Origin of the sequence: Phaeodactylibacter xiamenensis (genome assembly GCF_000759025.1) — a bacterium.
Lineage (GTDB): Bacteria > Bacteroidota > Bacteroidia > Chitinophagales > Saprospiraceae > Phaeodactylibacter > Phaeodactylibacter xiamenensis.
In genome coordinates this window covers 25,644-45,729 of record NZ_JPOS01000082.1, presented here as the reverse complement: position 1 = coordinate 45,729, position 20,086 = coordinate 25,644, and the positions used below count along the sequence as shown (strand labels likewise).

At 50.9% G+C, this 20,086-nt stretch carries 16 protein-coding genes; 6 read left to right on the top strand and 10 right to left on the bottom strand.

Annotation, left to right across the window (positions count from 1 at the left end; translation table 11 throughout):
- Positions 1-63 precede the first annotated feature (63 nt).
- Positions 64-1,074, bottom strand: a complete 1,011-nt coding sequence (locus IX84_RS22120) for a DUF4249 family protein (RefSeq protein WP_044226021.1) — start codon at positions 1,072-1,074, stop codon at positions 64-66.
- A 204-nt stretch (positions 1,075-1,278) separates the two neighbouring features.
- Between IX84_RS22120 and panB the strand changes: the two genes are divergently transcribed.
- The 5 genes from panB to IX84_RS22095 all read left to right on the top strand — a co-directional run bounded on the left by panB (position 1,279) and on the right by IX84_RS22095 (position 6,889).
- Positions 1,279-2,094 carry a 3-methyl-2-oxobutanoate hydroxymethyltransferase gene (gene panB / locus IX84_RS22115; protein WP_044226017.1) on the top strand — a complete coding sequence of 272 codons (816 nt, stop codon included), beginning with the start codon at positions 1,279-1,281 and terminating at the stop codon, positions 2,092-2,094.
- Between the two features lie 34 nt (positions 2,095-2,128).
- Entirely contained in the window at positions 2,129-3,163 is a 1,035-nt protein-coding gene (mltG, locus tag IX84_RS22110; RefSeq protein WP_044226014.1) for an endolytic transglycosylase MltG, read from the top strand.
- 80 nt (positions 3,164-3,243) lie between these two features.
- Positions 3,244-5,094, top strand: a complete 1,851-nt coding sequence (locus IX84_RS22105; protein ID WP_044226012.1) for a patatin-like phospholipase family protein — start codon at positions 3,244-3,246, stop codon at positions 5,092-5,094.
- Positions 5,095-5,130: 36 nt separating this feature from the next.
- Positions 5,131-5,829, top strand: coding sequence for an outer membrane beta-barrel protein (locus IX84_RS22100; protein ID WP_044226009.1), 699 nt, complete (start codon positions 5,131-5,133; stop codon positions 5,827-5,829).
- Between the two features lie 76 nt (positions 5,830-5,905).
- Complete coding sequence (locus tag IX84_RS22095) at positions 5,906-6,889, top strand: potassium channel beta subunit family protein (protein WP_044226322.1); 984 nt, start codon at positions 5,906-5,908, stop codon at positions 6,887-6,889.
- Between the two features lie 42 nt (positions 6,890-6,931).
- On the opposite strand, the gene IX84_RS22090 is transcribed toward IX84_RS22095, so the two are convergent.
- The 9 genes from IX84_RS22090 to IX84_RS22050 form a co-directional block, all read right to left on the bottom strand.
- Positions 6,932-8,365 (bottom strand): pyridoxal phosphate-dependent decarboxylase family protein, encoded by a 1,434-nt coding sequence (locus IX84_RS22090; RefSeq protein ID WP_044226006.1) that lies wholly within the window; start codon positions 8,363-8,365, stop codon positions 6,932-6,934.
- A 5-nt stretch (positions 8,366-8,370) separates the two neighbouring features.
- On the bottom strand, positions 8,371-9,528 hold the full coding sequence (gene galK / locus IX84_RS22085; protein ID WP_044226003.1) for a galactokinase: 1,158 nt from the start codon (positions 9,526-9,528) through the stop codon (positions 8,371-8,373).
- A 71-nt stretch (positions 9,529-9,599) separates the two neighbouring features.
- Complete coding sequence (locus tag IX84_RS22080; protein ID WP_044226000.1) at positions 9,600-10,568, bottom strand: YheT family hydrolase; 969 nt, start codon at positions 10,566-10,568, stop codon at positions 9,600-9,602.
- Complete coding sequence (locus IX84_RS22075) at positions 10,555-12,189, bottom strand: CotH kinase family protein (RefSeq protein WP_152605195.1); 1,635 nt, start codon at positions 12,187-12,189, stop codon at positions 10,555-10,557. Before IX84_RS22075 ends, IX84_RS22080 begins: the two co-directional genes overlap by 14 nt.
- A 121-nt stretch (positions 12,190-12,310) precedes the next feature.
- The gene (locus IX84_RS22070) at positions 12,311-13,933 is read right to left on the bottom strand and encodes a CotH kinase family protein (RefSeq protein ID WP_044225994.1); all 1,623 of its coding nucleotides are present in this window, start codon (positions 13,931-13,933) and stop codon (positions 12,311-12,313) included.
- 165 nt (positions 13,934-14,098) lie between these two features.
- Positions 14,099-14,323 (bottom strand): hypothetical protein, encoded by a 225-nt coding sequence (locus tag IX84_RS22065; RefSeq protein WP_044225992.1) that lies wholly within the window; start codon positions 14,321-14,323, stop codon positions 14,099-14,101.
- A 4-nt stretch (positions 14,324-14,327) separates the two neighbouring features.
- The gene (locus IX84_RS22060; protein WP_044225989.1) at positions 14,328-14,822 is read right to left on the bottom strand and encodes an asparaginase domain-containing protein; all 495 of its coding nucleotides are present in this window, start codon (positions 14,820-14,822) and stop codon (positions 14,328-14,330) included.
- Positions 14,823-15,050: 228 nt separating this feature from the next.
- Positions 15,051-17,141 carry an insulinase family protein gene (locus tag IX84_RS22055; RefSeq protein ID WP_052516305.1) on the bottom strand — a complete coding sequence of 697 codons (2,091 nt, stop codon included), beginning with the start codon at positions 17,139-17,141 and terminating at the stop codon, positions 15,051-15,053.
- A gap of 45 nt (positions 17,142-17,186) precedes the next feature.
- Complete coding sequence (locus IX84_RS22050; protein ID WP_044225986.1) at positions 17,187-18,515, bottom strand: M16 family metallopeptidase; 1,329 nt, start codon at positions 18,513-18,515, stop codon at positions 17,187-17,189.
- A 188-nt stretch (positions 18,516-18,703) separates the two neighbouring features.
- On the opposite strand from IX84_RS22050, the gene IX84_RS22045 reads away from it, so the two are divergent.
- The gene (locus IX84_RS22045; protein ID WP_202965283.1) at positions 18,704-19,918 is read left to right on the top strand and encodes an arylsulfatase; all 1,215 of its coding nucleotides are present in this window, start codon (positions 18,704-18,706) and stop codon (positions 19,916-19,918) included.
- Positions 19,919-20,086 lie beyond the last annotated feature (168 nt).

Sequence of the window (20,086 nt, the reverse complement as noted above, 5' to 3'; positions counted from 1 at the left end):
CCATTGATCAGCCCAAAAACCAAAACGTTACTGCGCGATACTTATTTGCCAGAGCAGGTTTGGCTAATTGAAATTAATGTCTTTGGTAAAGATGCCGTTCTGAAGGCTATCCCGGGCTTCATTGCCGATTCGGATACCGCGGCGAACAAGCTGAAAACGTGAGGTGAATACACCCAGCCCTTCTTCAATATTAGTGTAAACGGGTATATTTTGCGCCGATGTAATACCGGTATTCGCCTGTTCCACTAACACAAGGTCTCTAAATTCTTCTCCGGCTCCTGTAATGATGATGTCGATATAGTCGAACAATCGAATCTCACCCTCACTAGGCGGGATAGAAGCGCCAAGGAAGGAGTAAAAGCCCTGCCCGGGTATGTCCACTTTTTCCCGCTGACTATCAGAATCCTGCCGAAGTATAGATTTATTGACGACCCACTCCAGCGTTTTTTCTACCGGGTCCTGCCCCTGACCGGGCGTAACTTCCCGGTAGTGGATAATAAAACGGACATCAAAAATCTGTGCCTCTGGCCCGGGGCTCCAGGCTACAGCAAGCATTTGATTATAGCGCCAGCGGTTGATGGTGTTTGATGGAGAGGTCGCTACGGAGTCTATTTCATTCAGAATAATGGTCTCAGCGGTAGCCGGCGGCAACTCATCCCCCCTTTCCACACGGATCGACACCTCATCACCGCCTTCCAGACCGGCCTCTTCTGCATCAAGTTTGTACAGGATGTTTGGAGAGTTGGCAAACAGCCCCTCCTCCTTGAAGTAGCCTTCATCTTCTCCATTGACGCGCTGCAGCACGAAAGAGGTACCCTGCGTCCGGTTTTCAAGCACGACATTAACCTCATCGTAGTAAAGCGAGTCACTCACCTGAGCGATCTGAAGGGCGTCTCCACCCGGCTCCAGAAAAGCTTTTTGTATACGGATATAATGAGCTGTATCCTGAATATTCAGGAAGCCATATACGATAGGAATGTCTTTCCATTCTGCTTCAAGGTTCACTTCGGTGGAACATGCGCTCCAACCCATAACCAAAATCAGCAGTAGAACAAAAGGCTTAATTAATTTCATTCTCAACTATTATGCAGTAATCTGTAAAGCATGGCAAAGGTAATCTAAATACCTCCAAATTCACAAACGATGAAAACGGGCATTGACGTTTAAAAGACGGAATTGTTTTTTGCTGACTCTCGCCATATTCAACCAAAGGCAGCTCAATATTTGTTTGTCAAACGGAATTGAGCCTATATTGTGGCTCCAAAAAAACTGGAACGCATGTCCGTTAATAAAGATATCAAACGAATGACCACTCACGTCATTCAGGAAATGAAAGAGCGGGATGAGAAAATCACTATGCTCACCGCCTATGATTTTTCAATGGCCCGCATCCTTGATGCAGCAAATATCGATGTATTGCTGGTGGGCGACTCGGCTTCCAACGTTATGGCTGGGCACGAAACGACCCTTCCCATTACACTCGATCAAATGATCTACCATGCCTCTTCAGTGGTCCGGGCGGTCAAACGTGCGCTGGTAGTCGTAGACCTTCCCTTTGGTTCCTATCAGGGCAATTCCCGCATTGCGCTGGAATCCACCATCCGAATCATGAAGGAATCCGGTGCTCACGCAGTCAAGCTGGAAGGGGGTGCCGAAATCCAGGAATCCATCAAACGTATTCTGTCGGCTGGAGTGCCGGTGATGGGGCACCTTGGGCTTACCCCGCAGTCAATCTACAAATTTGGCACCTACACCGTGCGGGCCAAGGAAGAAGCCGAAGCTAATAAGCTTATAGAAGACGCGAAGTTGTTGCAGGAACTGGGCTGCTTCGCTATTGTGCTCGAGAAAATCCCGGCAAAGCTCGCAAAGCGGGTAACAGAAAGCATCGATATCCCAACCATTGGCATTGGTGCCGGCCCTGATGTTAGCGGACAGGTCCTGGTCTCCCATGACCTGCTGGGCATCACTAAAGACTTTAAGCCGCGTTTTCTTAGGCGTTACCTCAACCTGTTTGATGAGATCAAACGCGCGGCTGAGCAGTATGGCGATGATATACGCTCTGGGAATTTCCCTAATGAAAAAGAGCAATATTAGAAGAGGAACGGGCCAATATTAAAAGACGAACACTATGAAAAGAGCTGTGAAGACCACGCTGCTGCTCCTGACAGTAGCCATCATAGGAACGGGGCTGTATCTTTACAATGCCTTTCTGGCGAAAGTCGCTGTGCCGGAGGGGCTCGGCAGTTACATCGTAAAAATCCCCACCCCCTCTACTTTTGAGGAAGTTGTCACTTTGCTGAAAGCTCATGATTTCATTCAGGATGAGCAGGTGTTCCGGGTACTGGCAGACCGCATGGCCTACGAGCGCGACCCCATGCGCCCCGGACGGTTCGAACTGCAGCCCGGCTGGAACCATATTGAGCTCATCCGGCATTTGCGCAATGGGCCTCAAGCTCCAGTAAATGTCGTGCTGCACAACGAGCGGCTCATTGAAGAGGTGGCTGGGAAAGTTGCCGGTTTTTTAGAGCAGGACTCCCTGGCTTTCTTGAATCTGATGCAAAACGAAGTCTACCTCGACTCCATCGGCTATACTCCGGAAACACTGATGAGCCTGTTCATCCCCAATACCTATGAATTCTACTGGAATACTGTGCCGGAAGCCTTTATGGACCGCATGATTAAAGAACATGACCGCTTTTGGAAACAAAAGGACCGACAGGCGAAAGCAGCCAAAAAGGAAATGACGCCCGCCGAGGTGTACACTCTGGCTTCCATCGTAGAGCGCGAAACCCTGGTCAGTTCCGAAAAACCCCGAATGGCTGGTGTATACCTCAACCGCCTGCGCATCGGAATGCCCCTACAGGCAGACCCCACTGCCGTTTTTGCACGGCGCGATTTTAGTACGCCCAGGGTAACCGACTACCACACCAAATTTGACTCGCCATACAACACCTACCTGTACGCAGGGCTGCCTCCCGGGCCCATTTCCATGGCGTCCATTTCGAGTATTGATGCGGTGCTTAATGCCGAAGGCCACGAATACCTTTACTTCTGTGCCAAAGGTGATGGATCCGGCCTTCATTCCTTTGCCCGGACTCTATCGGCACACAACCGCAATGCCGCTATCTACCGGGAAAACCTGCGAAAGCGGGGCCTTCGATAATTCGGTTGCTGCATTTACAAAAAAGCCCTAGCTTTGGTGAGGCGGGTCGTTGACCCGCCGCCTAAACCTCAAATACGATCATGGCTGAACAACAGAAAGTCTTCAAAATCGGAATTGCAATGGCGGGGGCAGTCTCCGCAGGTGCCTACACAGCCGGTGTCATCGACTATTTACTCGAAACCCTGTCCAAATGGGAAGGCGCCAAGGAGCGTAACAAACAATTAGGAAAAGACCACCCCGAGTATGACCACAGCGTCCCAATGCACGATGTGGTTATTGAGGTCATGGGCGGCTCTTCTGCCGGAGGGATGACAGCAGCAATCACTGCGCTTGGCCTTTTCGAAGGGCTGCGCCCCATCAACGACGACAACCCGAATAAAGAGCAGAACAAACTGTACGAAGCCTGGGTCAACCTCAACGATAAGGGAGACGGCAAAATGTCTACGCTCCTGCAAATGCTTCAAACCGGGGACATTGAAGAACACGGCGGGGTCATTTCCCTGCTCAACTCCCAGCCTATCGATCAAATCGCTGACCGTGCTGCCGAGCTCAAAAGGATCACAAAGCTGCCAGATTACATTGCACAGGATTTGGAGATTATCCTTACCATTACCAGCCTTAGGGGAATTCCTTTGGCTGTGAACTTCTTCGATGAAGTAAAAAAGGAAAGAGCATTTAGCGAACCGCCCAAGCCGGCCCACCGTATGTACCTACATAAAGGTATTGCACATTTTAAAGTCAATACAGCCGGAACACAGCACTACGACCACACCCTACCTTTTAACCCTGAAGAGGCACTAGACCGGGAAACGCTCCTGCAGTGTGCCAAAGCTACGGGGGCTTTCCCACTTGGCCTGGCCCCACGGCACCTCACCAATACCCAAACTCCCTATATCAAAGCGATGGTAGACCGCATGTTTTCGCCCAAGCGGCACGAGGAGGGGGAGCTGCCTACGCAGGGGCTGCGCATTGAAATTGAAGAAGACACTTTTGACTTTTACGCCGTTGATGGTGGCACGGTGAACAATGAACCTTTCGGTGAGGTGATCCGGGCACTCGAAGAAAAAAGCAAGGACGACCCAGGTCAGAATTATGCCGTACTCATGATTGACCCTTTCCCCAACTTTGAAGGGGAAACTCAGCAGGACCGGGAGGAAACCCCAAAGCTGATTGAGCTGGTCCCTAAAGTCCTGGGCGCAATCCGGGGGCAGGCCATGATGAAAGAAAGCGACCTGGTCGGCGGTTTGTCTTCTGACCATACCCTGCGCATGATATTCCCTTCCCGCCGGGAAGGTGATCAGAAGGACCCCTACCCCATTTCCTGTGGTTCGCTTGATGGTTTCGGCGGATTTTTCAGCCGGGGCTTCCGCGAACATGATTTTGAGCTGGGCCGCCGCAACTGCCAGAGTTTTCTGCGCAATTACTTCTGCATCCCTACCTCTAAGGCAGCTGAGCGGGATAGCGTCTTCCGGGACTGGGATGCAAGCGATGAGCGCCACAAGCGGTTCTACAGCGAATCCGTAGATGGATACCCCATTGTACCAGATATGAACTTTGACCGCCAAAAAGCGGACAACCCGGAGATTCCACTACCGAAACGTCAGCGCCTCAAGCCCTCTGAGCTACTCAGCATTGAGGGCAATATCCGCCACCGCCTGCGTGAGGTCTTCCTAAATGCTGATAAATACGAAAAGCCGGAGCCTATACCTGAGCAGGAAAAATTGAAGGCAGAGGTACACCAAATCCTGCAACACCACAATCACAAATCGGTAAAGCCCAGCCTGTTCGGTAGCTTCATTACCTGGGTATTGAAGGGCGTTTGGAAACAATGGGGTGCGGGCATCGCTGCCAACCGGGCCACCAATGCAGTGCTGAAGACCATCCTAACCGATTTTCAAAAACGCAACCTTCTGGACCGTGACGGGCAATAATCCCGGGAGAATTGAGTTTTTCCATAAAAGTTGTTTATGCAGAGAATCGGATTGCTTCTGGTCGCCTGTTGCCTCTTCGGCAGCCTTTTCGCACAATCAGAGCTCAAAGTTGGTGTGGAGCTGTTCCCGAATATCAGCCACCGCAGGCTCGTCGCCCAACTCAACGATGTAGACCCGGCTGAGACGCAACGCCTGGAGAACCTCGAAGTATCCCGGTTTTCCTTTTCTGCGGGCTTGATGGCGCAGTGGCGCAGCGAACGCATTGCGTTCAAAACCGGTGCCTACTTTGTGGAAAGCGGTTACCAAACCCGGCGTACAGAAGTTGACCTGCGCGATGACATCCCGGATGGTGCCGAAGATCAGCGCACCAACTACGTCCACTACTTTATTGAAATCCCCGCTGAACTCCTCTTCTACCAAACACTGGACGATAAAAACGACTTTCTCTTCTCCATGGGAATTTCCATGGCGGTCAATATTGCGAACCGGGAGCGCATCACTTACTATACCGATGATATCTCAGAACAGGTAACAGAGAAGCCAGAAGGCGATAACTTCTCCGGGCTGGGCTACAGCTTTATTTCCGGGCTCGGCTGGGAGCACCACTTCGATGGTTTCACCACTATGATTCAGCCGACCTTTCAGTTTTGGCTCAGCGGGCTGCTCAATGATCCGCTTGAACAGTATAATCGCAATCTCTACTCCGTTGGGATTAGAACGGCTGTGAAGTTTTAGGTGGCGCCCTCCTAAACAATCCCTTTCCGGCACGGGTTGCTTTGGAAGAATAACCAACCAAATACAATCTATGGAAATGCAATACCGCCGGCTCGGAAAATCCGGACTACAAGTGAGCGCACTTTCGCTGGGCTCCTGGCTTACTTTTGGCAAGCAAATCAGTGATGAGACAGCAGAATCGCTCATGGTAGCGGCCTATGAAAGGGGCGTCAACTTCTTCGATAATGCAGAGGCTTACGCTCAGGGCAAGTCCGAAATTGTGATGGGCAACATCCTCGCTAAGCAAAACTGGGACCGCAGCTCCTACATCGTTTCCAGTAAAGTGTTCTTCGGGGATGGCGGCCAGAAGCCCAATCAGACCGGGCTTAGCCGAAAGCATATCTTCGAAGCCTGCCATGCTGCCCTGAAGCGATTGCAAGTCGACTATCTCGACCTGTTTTTCTGCCACCGCCCGGATAAGAATACGCCCATTGAAGAAACCGTCTGGGCTATGAACCACCTCATTCAGCAGGGAAAAATCCTGTACTGGGGTACTTCTGAGTGGTCTGCTCAGGAAATCATGGAAGCTCACATGGTCGCACAACGCCTCAACCTCATCGGGCCGACGATGGAGCAGCCGCAATACAATATGTTTCACAGGGAGAAAGTAGAGGTGGAATTCAGTCAGATTTACAAAACCGTAGGGTTAGGTACCACTATTTGGTCTCCCCTCGCTTCCGGTGTGCTGACCGGCAAGTACCTGGATAAATTTCCGGAAGGCACCCGTCTGGGCATGGAAGGCCTTGAGTGGCTCAAAGACCTTAGCCTGACTGAGGAGCGTCTGGAAAAAGTCCGGAAACTCAGTAAAATCGCTAATGATCTGGGCACCTCTATGCCTAAACTCGCTATTGCATGGTGCCTGACCAACCCCAATGTAAGCACTGTAATACTCGGTGGCTCAAAAGTCAACCACCTGGAAGAGAATATTGATGCTCTGGAACTGGTCTCCCAGCTGAGTGAGGAAGTGCTGAACCGCATTGAGGAGGTGCTGGGCAACAAGCCTGCTCATCCGACTTTCTAAACCAGCCTAAAAGAGCGAAGACCGCCCCAAAGCGGTGGGTTGTCACCCTAATTCCGGAGCCTTGCTGGCAATCAGCGTCAGCAAGGCTTCTATATCTTCACCCGAAGTGTGCGGGTTGGTAAGGGTGACCCGAAGGAAAAGCCCGGTTTTGAGCTGGGTCTGCACAATGTAAAAGCGGCCATCCTCCAGCAGGGACTGCCGGATGCGGGCATTCAGTTCATTGAGATCGGCGCCAGGCTTCACGTAACGGAAACAAACAATATTACAAGCCGGCTCAACCGCCAGCTCAAAGTCCGGATGGGCACGGACCAGGTCCGCAAAAAGAGCGCCGTTTTGCATGACTTTGCCCAGATAAGCTTCCCACAATTCAAAACCGTAGGTACGTAGCAGGGCATGTACCTTCATACCCATCATCAGCTTGGTACACTCGAAGGTACGCTTGGCCAGATTGTACCATTCCTGCTCGGTTTGTCCGGACCAGAGGTATTGTGCCCGCTGACTAAACGTCCGGTAGCTGTCCGGCCCGTTTTTAAAAATTAAAGCGGTGGCTAAAACAGGTGTGAGCAGCATTTTGTGAAAGTCCATAGCCACTGAATCTGCGCGTTCCAAACCGTCCACAACAGCCTTGTACTGTGGAGAGAGTGACAATGCCGCACCGTGTGCCCCGTCAACATGCAACCAAAGCCCTTCCGCCTCGCAAAAATCAGCCAGCGCATTCAGATCATCAAAAGAGCCTGTGGAGGTGGAGCAGGCGCTGCCTACGACGGCGATAACTTCCAGTCCCTCTTCTTTGGCATGAGCCAGATACTCAGGCAGGCATTCGTGCCGCATGCGGTAGTGGTCGTCCACAGGGATTTTGATGATGCCCGTTTCACCCCAGCCCATTATCCGGACCGCCCGGTCTACGCAATAATGCGCTTCTTCTGATACCAGAAGGGCAAGGCGCGTCTCATGCCCGCCCTCCGTCCATATGGCCCGTTTGCTTTTCACTGCCCTGGCAGCGAGCAGCGCAGTCAGATTAGCCAGGGTACCTCCCGAGGTCAGTACACCACCAGCATTCGGGCCGAAGCCCATTCTCCCTGACACCACCGCGAGAACCTGTTGCTCTATAGCGGTAGCAGACATCCCCATTTCGTAAACAGCCATACCGTTGTTGAGCAGCCCGTCCACTAAGCTACTCAGGGCAGCAAGCGGAGCCGGCGGGCAAACCTGATGCCCCATATACCGGGGATGCTGCACCTGCACACTGCGCGATAAAATTTCCTGAAAAAAATGGGCGGGGCTACCCGCTCCGTTGATCAGATCATCCTGCCAGAAAGTGGCTTGCTCTCCCGGAGGCAAATAAGCAATGGCTTGCTGTTCCCGGCCCTGAACGGATTTTAAATGATCGGCGAGCATATCAATCAGCTCGTGCCCTACGGCCCTGAACCTTTCCGGGTCGTAGGCCGACTGTAAAATATCTGTTCCTGAGATCATAGTTTTTAACCTCTGACAATATCAGTGCCATCTACGATTTCGAGCTCGTAGTGCTCCGCCTGTACGGAAAAGGCCCGGTAGTACTCCTTTTTTGCGTACTTCAGGAAGTCCTCCTTAGCTGATTTTTTCACCAGATTAAGGGTGCAGCCGCCAAAACCTCCGCCCATCATGCGGGCACCGGCAACGCCTTCGTGGTCTTTTGCCAGCTCCACCAGAAAGTCGAGCTCGCGGCAGCTGACCTCATACTCTTTGCTTAACCCTTCGTGGGTGCCGAGTAACAACTCACCGAGGGCTTCCATTTCGCCGTTCGTCAGCAGGTGCAGCGCCTGATGCAGGCGTTCGTTCTCCTCGATGACATAGCGGCACCGCTGGTAAACGACAGCCGTCATGTCTTCCCGGCAGGCCTCCAGCTGTTCCAGAGATACGTCGCGCAGGGATTGAATGCCTTCAAACTTTTGGGCCACTGCTTCCGCCCCTTCACGGCACTCGCGTACCCGGTCTTTGTAGGCAGAATTAGCCAGCGCGTGCGATACACCTGTATTGATGAGCAGCAGTTCGTAGTCCTTAAGGTCCAGTTGTACATACTCATACTGCAGGGAGCGGCAATCCAACTTGATCGCCTGCCCCCGTTGCCCCAGCAAGCTGGCAAACTGGTCCATAATGCCTGAAGGGATACCAATAAAATTGTTCGAAGACCGGTGGGCAAGCTGTGCCAGTTCCTGACGGCTTTTCTGAAGATTAAACAGGCTGCAAATACCCAGTGCAAATCCGGCTTCGAGTGCTGCGGAAGAGCTCATCCCGGAGCCTATAGGCAGGTTGCCGCCAAAAACAACATCCACGCCTTCAAGAAGGATGTTTTCCTTCTGAAGCTGATCCAAAATACCCATAAGGTAATTTGCCCAACTTTTGTCTGACTTTTTGATATCGCTTAGCGAAAACTGATAGGAATCATTGATGTCCAACGCATGAAAATGGCACTCATTGGTCCCGTTCTCGGCTATAGCGAAGTAAATATATCTGTTGATGGAGGCGGGCAGCACAAAGCCTTCGTTGTAGTCGGTGTGCTCACCAATGATATTGATGCGCCCGCAGCCCTGCACCAGCAAAGGTTGTGAAGAGAATGTATCGCGAAATACGGAAGCTATATTTTCGAGGGTGTTCATCCCAATTTTTTGCGCAAGATAGAGAACTCCGGGCATTGACCTGAAAGAAATACCCGAAATTTAGCCCCCGGTCAGTTTAAGTGATCCTGCAAGAACTGTATTGCCCGGTACTCAGACCAGGCATAGGGTTTTCCGGGCAGCGTAAATCCAACGTGGCCACCGCTTCCCGGACGCTCAAGGAAGAGCTTGGGGTGGTCTTTGCAAAGTTCTGCAGGTGAGCAAGCCGGGGGCAAAATTGGATCATTACCGGCATTGACCAGCAAAATGGGCCGGTCGGTACCGCCCATGAAGTTTTTAGCGGAGGCCTGCCGGTAGAAATCTGCCGCGTCCTCATAACCGCCAAGGGGTGCGGAATAGTGCTCATCGAAGTCGCGCCAGTGCCCCACTTCATCCAACTTTGATATATCCAGGCGGCCGGGAAAATCCGCAGCCTTATCTGTTACCTTCCTGCTCAGACTCTTGAAGAAGCGGCGCTTGTAGAAGCCATTGCCAGGGAGTTCCAAAGCATCTACACTGGCTTTAAGGTCACAGGGGGAAGAAAAGGCAACTCCGCCAATTACGGCTTCCGGAACTGCTTTACCATGAACGCCAAGGTATTTCATAAGAATGCTCCCTCCCATGCTGAAGCCAATGAGCAGGACTTTTTCGTAGTTTTTGGTTTGGAGCGCATGTCCGATTACTTCGCCAATGTCACCGATCTCGCCATGATTGTAGAGGCGGAATTTCCGGTTCATCTCTCCGGAACAAGAGCGGCAGTTCCAGGCCAGCACATCCCAGCCTTCCTCCGAAAATCGATTGGCCATACCCATCATGTAGTGGCGTTCGCTGTTGCCTTCCAGCCCGTGGGACAAGAGCACCAAATTGCGGCTTCTGTTGTCCACCCAGTCGAGGTCGACAAAATCACCATCAGAGAGCGTTAGTCGCTCCCGCTCATAGGTCGTCTGCACCCTGCGCAAAATAGCAGGGAGCACCGTCTGAAGGTGCCCGTTAAACTGATAACGGGGCGCCCGCTTGTAAGTCGATTCTTTAATCAGTGGCATCTGTGGTAGCCGTTGTATGGTATTCGAATGAAGCGCGCTCAGGCGAAAGGGCAGCCGTCCGGTCGTTTTCGGCAACCACAAAGTACTGAATGGGCTGCTCTTTATCCTGATGGGAGACAATGACGCCGAAGACCTGATCCTCGGCCATTTCATCCCCGCTCGCTCCATCGTCTAACATTTCAACCGCCCTGAAGTTGCCCCGGGTACCGTTCCTGTAGAACAGCCAGGCTCGTGTTGCCCCTTCCAGGCGAGTGGCAAAAATGGCCTCGTCCCCCACATCGATATACTCAATGGTATCAATTTTTGGGGGCTCATGTCCTATCAGAGGATGATTTTGCAAATATTCAGCCCGGGGCTCCATAAGCTCTGTGATCCCCACGATGTTGACTTTATTGGCCCTTGCTGACTCGTAGAGGTTTTTCTCAAAAGCTTCCACGTTATAGAGCTTGTTGGAATCCGCCTCTACAAATGGGCGGATCCGTTCCTGAATGCGCATGCCCTCGTAAAGGTAAGTGCTGTCGGCGAAGAAGTCCTGAACGATGGTTCGGATATGAGCAGCGTACATTTTGCGGTACAAGTCATTGCCGAGCAGTTCCGTAATAAGAGGCCGCTTTTTATTTTTTTGCTTATAGTGGATAAATGGGCTCAGGGTCTGCATGTCCTCCAGCCCAAGGGGCTTGCCCAGTCCATCGTAGCGAAAACCGCCAAATGAAAGGTTGAGGTCCCAGATGATGGGGTGGAAGACACCGTCTTCATCCTGATAGAGGTAATAGTTGTGGCAAAAACGCCCGGTGTAGCTGTCCAGATTGACCAGTGTGATATTGAACGCCAGCATCCAGAGTGCTTCATCCACCGCGAGTACAGAGTCGATTTTTTCAGGGTGATTATTCAGTATATCTGTAAGGGCTACCAGCTGTGCCCATCCGGAATCCGATTTGATCTCATAATTACCTTTATAGCAATCCGGATCAGGGCCGAGGTATTCCAGGGACGACTTTTCCCCTTCTGCGCAGCCTTCGGGTGCTTCATAGCTCCAAACCGGGTCACATTTAAACAGTACCCCAGTCTCGTCTTCGTAATCACTGCCAAAGAAGCGTTCGAGCAATTCCTCGTCAACAGACTCCGTGTTGTTGTAGAGCCCAAAGTACTCATCATTGATAAACACGCGAACGTAATTGGCCCGTGGCGAGACCATGTACCGGTTGGCGATTTTGTAGGACAATGCTTCCCTAAGAAAGGAAGGGTCCCGGAAAACATTGCTCAGCTTGAGCTTATCGTAGCCCCCGGGCATTTTCCGGTCTTTGTGGGTCTCATTAACATCAATATTAAAGGGCAGCTTGGCGTAGTCATTTTTCCTGACGTTGAAGTAGGAGCTGTTGCCCTTATAGCGGACTCCTGCCCCCTCATAGGTTTCCCCTGCAAACTTTACTGTGGCAATCAAGCGCTGATCCAGCCCGGCTTGTTTGAGTGAGTCAAGGATATCGTCCCAGTTGTCTTCCTCAAAATAGATGCGGACCTCCCGGATGGAGTCCGGGTCGTAAATATCGATTTCGGTATCCTGCCCGATAACCGGAGCCGCGTATATCAAAGCAAACAGAAAAAGTAAGAGAAGTTGTTGCATAGATTTGGTCAATTGAACCCTATCAAAAGAAAATTGCGAAGCAAACAGTAGCTGCTTGCTTCGCAAATTCAGGAATTCTGGCGGCAAAACCTACAGGCATGCACCAAATTATTCGTAAGCTTTAGTTATTTAATTCTTCTAAGGTAGCGGTGTGCTGCTCAAACATATAGCGGGACGGGCTGAAGTTTGCCGCCCGGGCATTTTCGGCGTAGATGTAGTATTGGATTGCGGTAGCTCCCCCTTCCGGATTCACAACCGCCCCAAAGACACCATCCCCCGCTTCGCCATCATTATGCCGGCCATCGTCTGCCATGTCTACCCGCTTGAAGGGTTGAGCAGCGTCGTGACGGTAAAATAAAGCCACCTCCGTGGGAAACTTCTCTACTTTGGCCTGGATTTTAAACTCTGTGACCCGTTCAGCAGAAAATTGCTCGCGGGAACTGACCGTAACATCACTAACCATTGGAGGGATAACAGCTAAAACAACGTCCTGCTTGAGGAAATCCGTACGGGGCGTCATTAGTTCCTGCAAACCAGGAATACGGCTGCGCTTGCCAATCGTTTCGGTGAGGCTGTTGTCGAAGTCTTCCATGGAGTAATACCGGTTTTTGTCTGCTTCAAAGTCTTCCCGGATAAGGGCTTGCAGTTCTTTAACCCGCTCCAGGTACTGGTCTTTGCGGAAGACCTCATTCACGATAGTACGGATGTGGTCGAGGTACATTTTCCTGTAGTGCTCATCCTTGAGCAGCTGACTAATCAGTGGCTTATCTGCATTATTGACGTGCAGCAGAGGGTCCATCTCCTGCAGGTATTTCAGCTTAAGGTCGGAGCCTACACCTGTGTTTTTGTAGCTGCCGAAACAGAGGTTAAGGTCAAATACTATAGGATTGAACCGCCCCTGATCATCGCGGTAGAGGTAATAGTTTTCGCTGTAACGGCCGGTGTAGCTGCTCAGGTTAGCCAATACGTTATTGTAGGCCAGCATCCAAAGGGCCTGGTCTACGTTAAGCACACGATGCACCTCATCCGGCTTTTTGTTCAGCAGGTAGGTCAGCTCAATGAGGTCATCCCACCCGCTTTCCGAGAGTAGCTGGAAGTTATGAAGGTAACACTTGGCACTTTCGTCAAACTGCAGGCTGCCGAACACATCTGCCTTGCACCCAGCAGGTTCATTTTCCACAAGATTTGGCGCGCAGCGGATGAAAGTACCCTCATCTGTGCCATAGTTGCGCTTGAGAAAAGCATCATCAATCGGCTCCACATTCACAAACAAGCCATAGTACTCGCCATTGACCATCACACGCGCATAATTGGCAAGTGGTGCAGGCATGTAACGGCGTGCAATTTCATAGCCAAATACTTCACGCACCATGCTAGGGTCTCTCAGTGCACTGGAAAGTTTGACGGTGCCCCGCCCCTGGTAATTCTGTTCCTTGTCGATATAATTGAGCTTCAGGTAGAGGCTATTGCGCTTGTTCCCTGGCTGGAAGGAACGGCTTTCACGGTAACGTACCCCAATATCATCAAACTTTTGCCCGTTAATTTCAACGCTGCCGAAGAGCAAGCCGTCACCGTTGAAGCGCAGAGAATCCAGTACATAGCGCCAGTTCTCCTGCTCAAATCTGATTTTGATTTCCTGAATGGTGCCGGTATCATAAAAACCGGAAGCATCATCTTGAGCCCATAGTGTTGTATAAGCCCCGAAGCAAAAAAGGCTTAGTAGGATCAGCGTTGTTTTTTTCATATTGAAGGTGTGATGTGATTTTCAGGATTTTGTTTTGGGTATAATCGCCAGCGGCTCCTGAACGCTGACAAATTATACTTTTTTCATTGCAATATTAAGAAATTATGCTGACGATGGAGGGCTCTCTTCTGGCAAACCCTTTAGGAAACGCCCTTTATTTTTTACTTACTTCCCGCTGAGTTGCAGGAAATGCAAGTAAAGATTGACCACCATAATCGCGATGATTGCGAGGGCACCGATCCGCATCCACCAGGCATTGCGCTGCCGGAATGCTTCTGCTTTTTTCCTGGACTCAGGATCGCCCGCCTGTACCCGGCCTATGCTAAACAGGTAAAGGTAAATACCAAAAGCCAGGAATATCAACTCCATGAGCAAGCCCAAATAATCCATTTTACTAGTTGTTTAATTCCTCAAAAAAACCAGTCTTTTTATTCTTCACGACATTATCCCAGTGAAAATACCGCCCGTTCATGGATACATATACGCCCGGCTGCAACGTTTGTACAAAAGCCAGGGCACTGCCCAAGTTGAAAAAGCCATCCGAAGAAGTCCCGAAAGCATAGGGAATCATTGCACCGGTAAGCACTATGGTTTTCCCTTCGATATTCCGCCCGGCCAGAAATTGTGCCGTTTCCACTACCTTATCGGTACCGTGCGTAATAAGAATTTTATCATACGGGCAACGCTGACAGTTGTAGGCAATAATTTCCCGGTCCTCTTCCATCATCTCCATACTGTCGATCATCATCAGCGTCTTGATATTCACATCAAGCGTACATCTGCCCCGCTCGAACATACTGGGTAAATGGGTATCCCGGAAAAAGAGACTCCCTGATATATAGTTGTACTCTTTATCAAAAGTACCTCCGGTGACGTAGACCTGAATCATTATTGCTGTTTTTGCGCTTAGCGGCAATTATACGACAAATGCCTACTGCCACAAAGTGCAAGCCTGGGATAAATACAGCTTCTTTACCAGAATGCAACAATTACCTTTGGTTACAATAAAAATAACCCCAGCTGCCACCATGAGGCAACCAGGGTTATTCGCACCTAGTATATACTCCCCTTACAAATTACACCTCTCGTAACCGGAGGGAGTATAATAAGGATAATGCTATTCCTTGTCCACCTTGAAGAAGTCGTCTTCAAGCCCTGTGTTGATGTTTACCTCCTCCACTTTCATCGTCAGTGGTACAGGGGCCATGCCTTCTGATTCGGTTTGGAACGGGACCATCATCCCCTCCACTTCCCGGTAGTCACTAAATCGGTTAGTGATAGTAACTGAACCCTGCGGCCCATCCTGCGTGGTTACCGTCTTTAGCTTCAGCCCGCTTTCGATTGAAAAATATTCAGTACTCTTACTCCCATCAGGGCTGATAATTTCAATTTTATAAGCTGGCTCGCCATCCACTTTTTCTGCTCCCGTAAGTTTGAGCTCATAGCCTTTTTTGTCGTACGCCAGTTCCGGGTGGATCATCGCCTGCGATTTGAATGCATCGGCATCTTCTCCCTCGAGGATTTGCTTTTGCCCCATAGCGCTGACCATCGCTCTTTCACCGTCGTAGCGGGTTTCGTTGACTACAGACCCGTTCATCTCTACCGTCATGGCCATTTTGCCGGTTGCTTTCTGCTTCATTTTCATGGTCAGGGCCATACCCTGAATAGTAGCGCCCATGGTCATGCTCATATCTTCCACGCTTTCCAGCTTTTCACGGCCACCGAGCGCTTCAATATATTGCGCAATCACATCCATAGCTTTCAGGCCTTCTGGCACACTCAGGCCGGCTTTGTCGAGTGGGCGCCCCTGATTGTCGTACATTATCACGGGAGCCACACGCTCTAGCGGCTCAGCCACTTCGCCGGCATTCCCTACGACAACGACGTAGGCCTGGCCCGGCAGCAAATATTTCTGAGCAGCCGCTGTGAGGTCTGCCTGCGTAACAGCCTGTACGCGCTCCAGATAGGTAGCATAGTAATCTTTCGGAAGCTTGTACCGGGCAATATTCAGTGCAAAACGGGCAACGGTCTCCGGTCGCTCCGTGCTTCGGGCAAAACTGCCAAAAATGAAACTTTTCACACTGTTGAGCTCTTGCTCCGGCACAGCCTCGGTGCGCAGCTTTTCGAGCTCGCCTAACATCTCGACCACTGCGCTGTCTGTCACTTCATTACGAACATTACCGCCGGCGGCAAAGTAGCCGATGATTTTATCGTACTGCAGCGTTGAGCGTACGCCGTAAGAATACCCTTTATCCTCGCGGATGTTTTGATTCAAACGGCTGGACAGCAGCCCTCCGCCCAAAATGGTGTTCAATACGTTTGCGACAATCGCATCATCCGTGCCGGGCTTCAGATTGACCGGGTAGGTGATATTGAGGATCGACTGCGTTGCGCCATCTTTGTTTATCAACGCCACCTGAGTGGCATCCGGCGCTTTAGGACGGGGGTAAAACGCCCGGGCTACATTACCTTTTTCCCATTTCCCGAAGTAGGTCTCGGCCAGCGCCCTGGCTTCATCCGCGTTGATGTCGCCGATAAAAGCCAGGTAACTAATGTTAGGCTTGAAGTTTTCGTTATAGTATTCCTTCAGGTCTTCCAGCTTAATATTTTCCAGCGTTTCCCTGGTTTCTATTTCACCGTAAGGATGGTCTTCACCAAAGGTGAGTACATCCGAGACGGTGGAAGAAATATAGCTGGGATCAGAAGTCTGAAGAGCAAGTGCAGAAAGCCGCTGTTGTAGCAGCTTCTCAAATTCTGCCTCCGGGAAGCTTGGGTTGAGCACAGCATCCGCCATGAGCTCTATGAGGGTTTCCTTATGCTTGCTCAAGGCTGTAGCATAGGCACCTCCGCTGCTTGTGGAGAGACTTGCCCCCATAAAGTCAACGGTTTCATCGATTTCATTTTTGGTACGGTTTGCTGTACCGCGGCTCAGCATTTCGCCAGCCATACTTGCCATACCTACCTTGTCGCCTTCGGCGGTTGGGGGCACGTCGACCAGAAGCTGGAAAGTCACTTTAGGCAACTTGTGGTTTTCCACTACGATCACTTCCAGGCCATTGTCCAGCTTAAATTGCTGGTATTCGCCAAACTCAATCCGGGGCGGTGGGCCGCCTTCCGGTGCTTTCTTACGAAAGTCTTCGTCTTGCGCCTGTATAGCGGTCGTACCCAATAGCGCGATAACGAGGTATAATAGGGATTTGAAATTCATATCTTGATTCAGATTTTGACTTAACAATTAGGTTTTGGGGACTGCTTACGGCTGAGCCGGCTTGGGCAAATAGTAAAGCGCAACCCGGTTGCCGGGCACCAAGTATTTTTTTGCTACCCGTTGGAGGTCCTCCCGGGTTACTGCCTTGTATTTCTCCAGCTCGGTGTTGATCAGGTTGGCATCATCGTAAATGGTATGGTAAGTGGCCAGGCTATTGGCAATACCAAACATAGAAGCATTATCGGTAAAGAAGCTGGCTTCAATCTGATTTTGCAGCTTTTGGTATTCCTGCTCAGAGATAAGTTCTTCCCGGACTTTTGCTGTTTCGGCGTCCATCGCTTCTTCCAGCGCTTTGGCATCTGTGCCGGCACTCGCTATGGCAAAGGTCATAGATAAACCCGGATCTTCCGTACCATCTGCAAAGTTGTAAACGGCCAGTGCCTTTTCCTGTTCGTCTACCAGCGCACGGCGCATGCGGGAGCTCTCCCCTTCCGACAACAGCCGGTTGAGCATTTGAATCGCGTAGGCATCATCTTCGGTTATGGATGGAATGCGGTAAGCATGGATAACGGCCGGTAACTGGATTTGGTCGTAGACAGTGTCCCGCACTTCCCCATTCAGAGCCGGCTCCTTAATTTCCGGGCGGTAAAAACTCCCTTTCTTAGCCGGAATAGTACCAAAGTATTGGTTCACCCACTTCTTAGCCTGCTTGGTTTCGAAGTCTCCGGCGATGACCAGCACAGCGTTGTTAGGCACATAGAAATCTTTGTAAAAGTTGACGTAGTCCGCTTCCGTTGCCGCATTCAGGTGGTCCATGGAGCCGATCGTCGGCCACTGATAGGGGTGCTTTTTGAACGCCCGCTTAAGTGCTTCCATGCGGAACGTACCGTAGGGGCGGTTATCGTAGCGCTGCCGCATCTCTTCCTTGACCACCTCCCGTTGGGTTTCAATACCCTTATCCTCTACCTTAGCGTGCAGCATGCGCTCGGATTCCAGCCACATGCCCAACTCCAGCTGATTGGAAGGCAGAATCTCAAAGTAGCAGGTAACGTCTGAAGTGGTGTAGGCATTCAGCGTACCGCCAGCGTCCTGAATGTACTTGTCAAACTGGCCGCGCTCGATGTTTTCCGAACCTTCAAACAAGAGGTGCTCAAAAAAGTGGGCAAACCCGGTACGGTCAGGGTTTTCGTTTTTGCTTCCAACATGATACATCACGGCAATGGCAACAATGGGTGTGGTTTTATCCTGATGCAGAATCACATCCAGCCCGTTATCCAGCGTGAGCTGTTCAAATTCAATGGCGCGGTCCTGGGCCAGCAGTCCGGTCCCGAGAAGTACGCCGCTAAGTAGAAAAAATAGCTTTCTGAGCGTCATATTGATATTTGGTTTGATACATTTTTTCAATAAGGTGCAAGTTGCAAAACGTATTGCACATCACGAAGTGCAATAGAGTAGTCTTCGATAACCAACGACGAAACCCGTGCTTTTGATTACATACAGAGATGGCAATGCTCAATTTTATAGTTTTTTTCTATATTAAATCTTTGCAAAGCCCCTTAAAGATGTCCCGAACAATCGCTGGTTTTATCTTTATGATAGCCTGGTCATGCTGCTTGGTCCAGGTGTTAAAGGCCCAATCTACGCCCAATATCATCATCATTATGGCAGATGATCAGGGCTGGGGCGATCTTAGCCTGCATGGGAATGTCAATCTCAGCACTCCAAACATTGACAGCTTAGCAGTGAATGGGGTTCAGTTCGACCGGTTTTTTGTTGACCCGGTTTGCTCTCCGACACGGGCCGCTTTACTTACCGGACGATATGCGGTAAGGGGTGGCGTTTATGCCACTTCTGCCGGTGGTGAACGGCTCGACCTGGATGAAAAGACGCTGCCTGAGTACTTTGAATCTGTCGGCTATGCCACCGGTGCTTTTGGCAAATGGCACAACGGCATGCAGCCACCCTATCACCCCAACTGCCGGGGCTTCGACGAGTTCTACGGCTTTTGCTCCGGGCACTGGGGCAGCTACTTCAGCCCTATGCTGGAACATAACGGGCAAATCATTCAAGGCGATGGCTACCTGCCTGACGATCTGACGAACCGGGCTATGGATTTCATTACACAACATCAGGACAAGCCGTTTCTGGTCTACCTCCCCTTCCCCACCCCACACGCGCCTATGCAGGTACCGGATGACTGGTGGGAAAAGGTGAAAGACCGCCCGCTCCTAAACCGGCACCGAAATCCGGAACGTGAAGACACCACTTTTACCCGGGCCGCACTCGCCATGGTGGAGGATATTGACTGGAACGTGGGGCGCCTCATCGCACATCTCCGCAAGCTGCACCTGGAAGAAAACACCATAATATTGTACCTCACAGATAACGGCCCTAACTCCTGGCGCTGGAACGGTGATATGAAAGGGCGGAAAGCCAAAACCGATGAAGGCGGGGTGCGTTCGCCACTGCTGATACAATGGAAAGGGCAGCTCCCTGTCGGAAAGACCATCCAACCCATTGCCAGCGTGCATGACCTGCTGCCGACTTTAGCCGACCTTGCAGGCATTCCCTTCGATCCCCCAAAGCCCCTGGACGGCAAAAGCCTGAAATCTTTGTTTTTGGAGAAGAACACGCATTGGCCCGAGCGTTTGATCATCAACCAATGGGGCGACCGAATCAGCGTGCGCAGTCAGCATTCCCGGCTGAGCCATGACGGACAGTTGTTTGATATGAATGCCGACCCCGGGCTACGGTCTACCAGATTCCCCTGCGCCTGAATACCAATTTCCCCATCTTCAAGCAGTTCTTCAAAAGTAAATTATTCCTGAAAAGCGTACTAGGCTATCATTTTGGGATTAACACTTCATACGAAGAACCAGACCTGTATCAGTCCAGCTTTTCAATTACAAGGCAGGGAACCACATTGACCTATGATGAAGAGACCA

Bases quoted from the DNA above. Each gene is read 5' to 3' on its own strand.
- IX84_RS22120 (WP_044226021.1), bottom strand. From the start codon at position 1,074: ATGAAATTAATTAAGCCTTTTGTTCTACTGCTGATTTTGGTTATGGGT.
- panB (WP_044226017.1), top strand. From the start codon at position 1,279: ATGTCCGTTAATAAAGATATCAAACGAATGACCACTCACGTCATTCAG.
- mltG (WP_044226014.1), top strand. From the start codon at position 2,129: ATGAAAAGAGCTGTGAAGACCACGCTGCTGCTCCTGACAGTAGCCATC.
- IX84_RS22105 (WP_044226012.1), top strand. From the start codon at position 3,244: ATGGCTGAACAACAGAAAGTCTTCAAAATCGGAATTGCAATGGCGGGG.
- IX84_RS22100 (WP_044226009.1), top strand. From the start codon at position 5,131: ATGCAGAGAATCGGATTGCTTCTGGTCGCCTGTTGCCTCTTCGGCAGC.
- IX84_RS22095 (WP_044226322.1), top strand. From the start codon at position 5,906: ATGCAATACCGCCGGCTCGGAAAATCCGGACTACAAGTGAGCGCACTT.
- IX84_RS22090 (WP_044226006.1), bottom strand. From the start codon at position 8,365: ATGATCTCAGGAACAGATATTTTACAGTCGGCCTACGACCCGGAAAGG.
- galK (WP_044226003.1), bottom strand. From the start codon at position 9,528: ATGAACACCCTCGAAAATATAGCTTCCGTATTTCGCGATACATTCTCT.
- IX84_RS22080 (WP_044226000.1), bottom strand. From the start codon at position 10,568: ATGCCACTGATTAAAGAATCGACTTACAAGCGGGCGCCCCGTTATCAG.
- IX84_RS22075 (WP_152605195.1), bottom strand. From the start codon at position 12,189: ATGCAACAACTTCTCTTACTTTTTCTGTTTGCTTTGATATACGCGGCT.
- IX84_RS22070 (WP_044225994.1), bottom strand. From the start codon at position 13,933: ATGAAAAAAACAACGCTGATCCTACTAAGCCTTTTTTGCTTCGGGGCT.
- IX84_RS22065 (WP_044225992.1), bottom strand. From the start codon at position 14,323: ATGGATTATTTGGGCTTGCTCATGGAGTTGATATTCCTGGCTTTTGGT.
- IX84_RS22060 (WP_044225989.1), bottom strand. From the start codon at position 14,822: ATGATTCAGGTCTACGTCACCGGAGGTACTTTTGATAAAGAGTACAAC.
- IX84_RS22055 (WP_052516305.1), bottom strand. From the start codon at position 17,141: ATGAATTTCAAATCCCTATTATACCTCGTTATCGCGCTATTGGGTACG.
- IX84_RS22050 (WP_044225986.1), bottom strand. From the start codon at position 18,515: ATGACGCTCAGAAAGCTATTTTTTCTACTTAGCGGCGTACTTCTCGGG.
- IX84_RS22045 (WP_202965283.1), top strand. From the start codon at position 18,704: ATGTCCCGAACAATCGCTGGTTTTATCTTTATGATAGCCTGGTCATGC.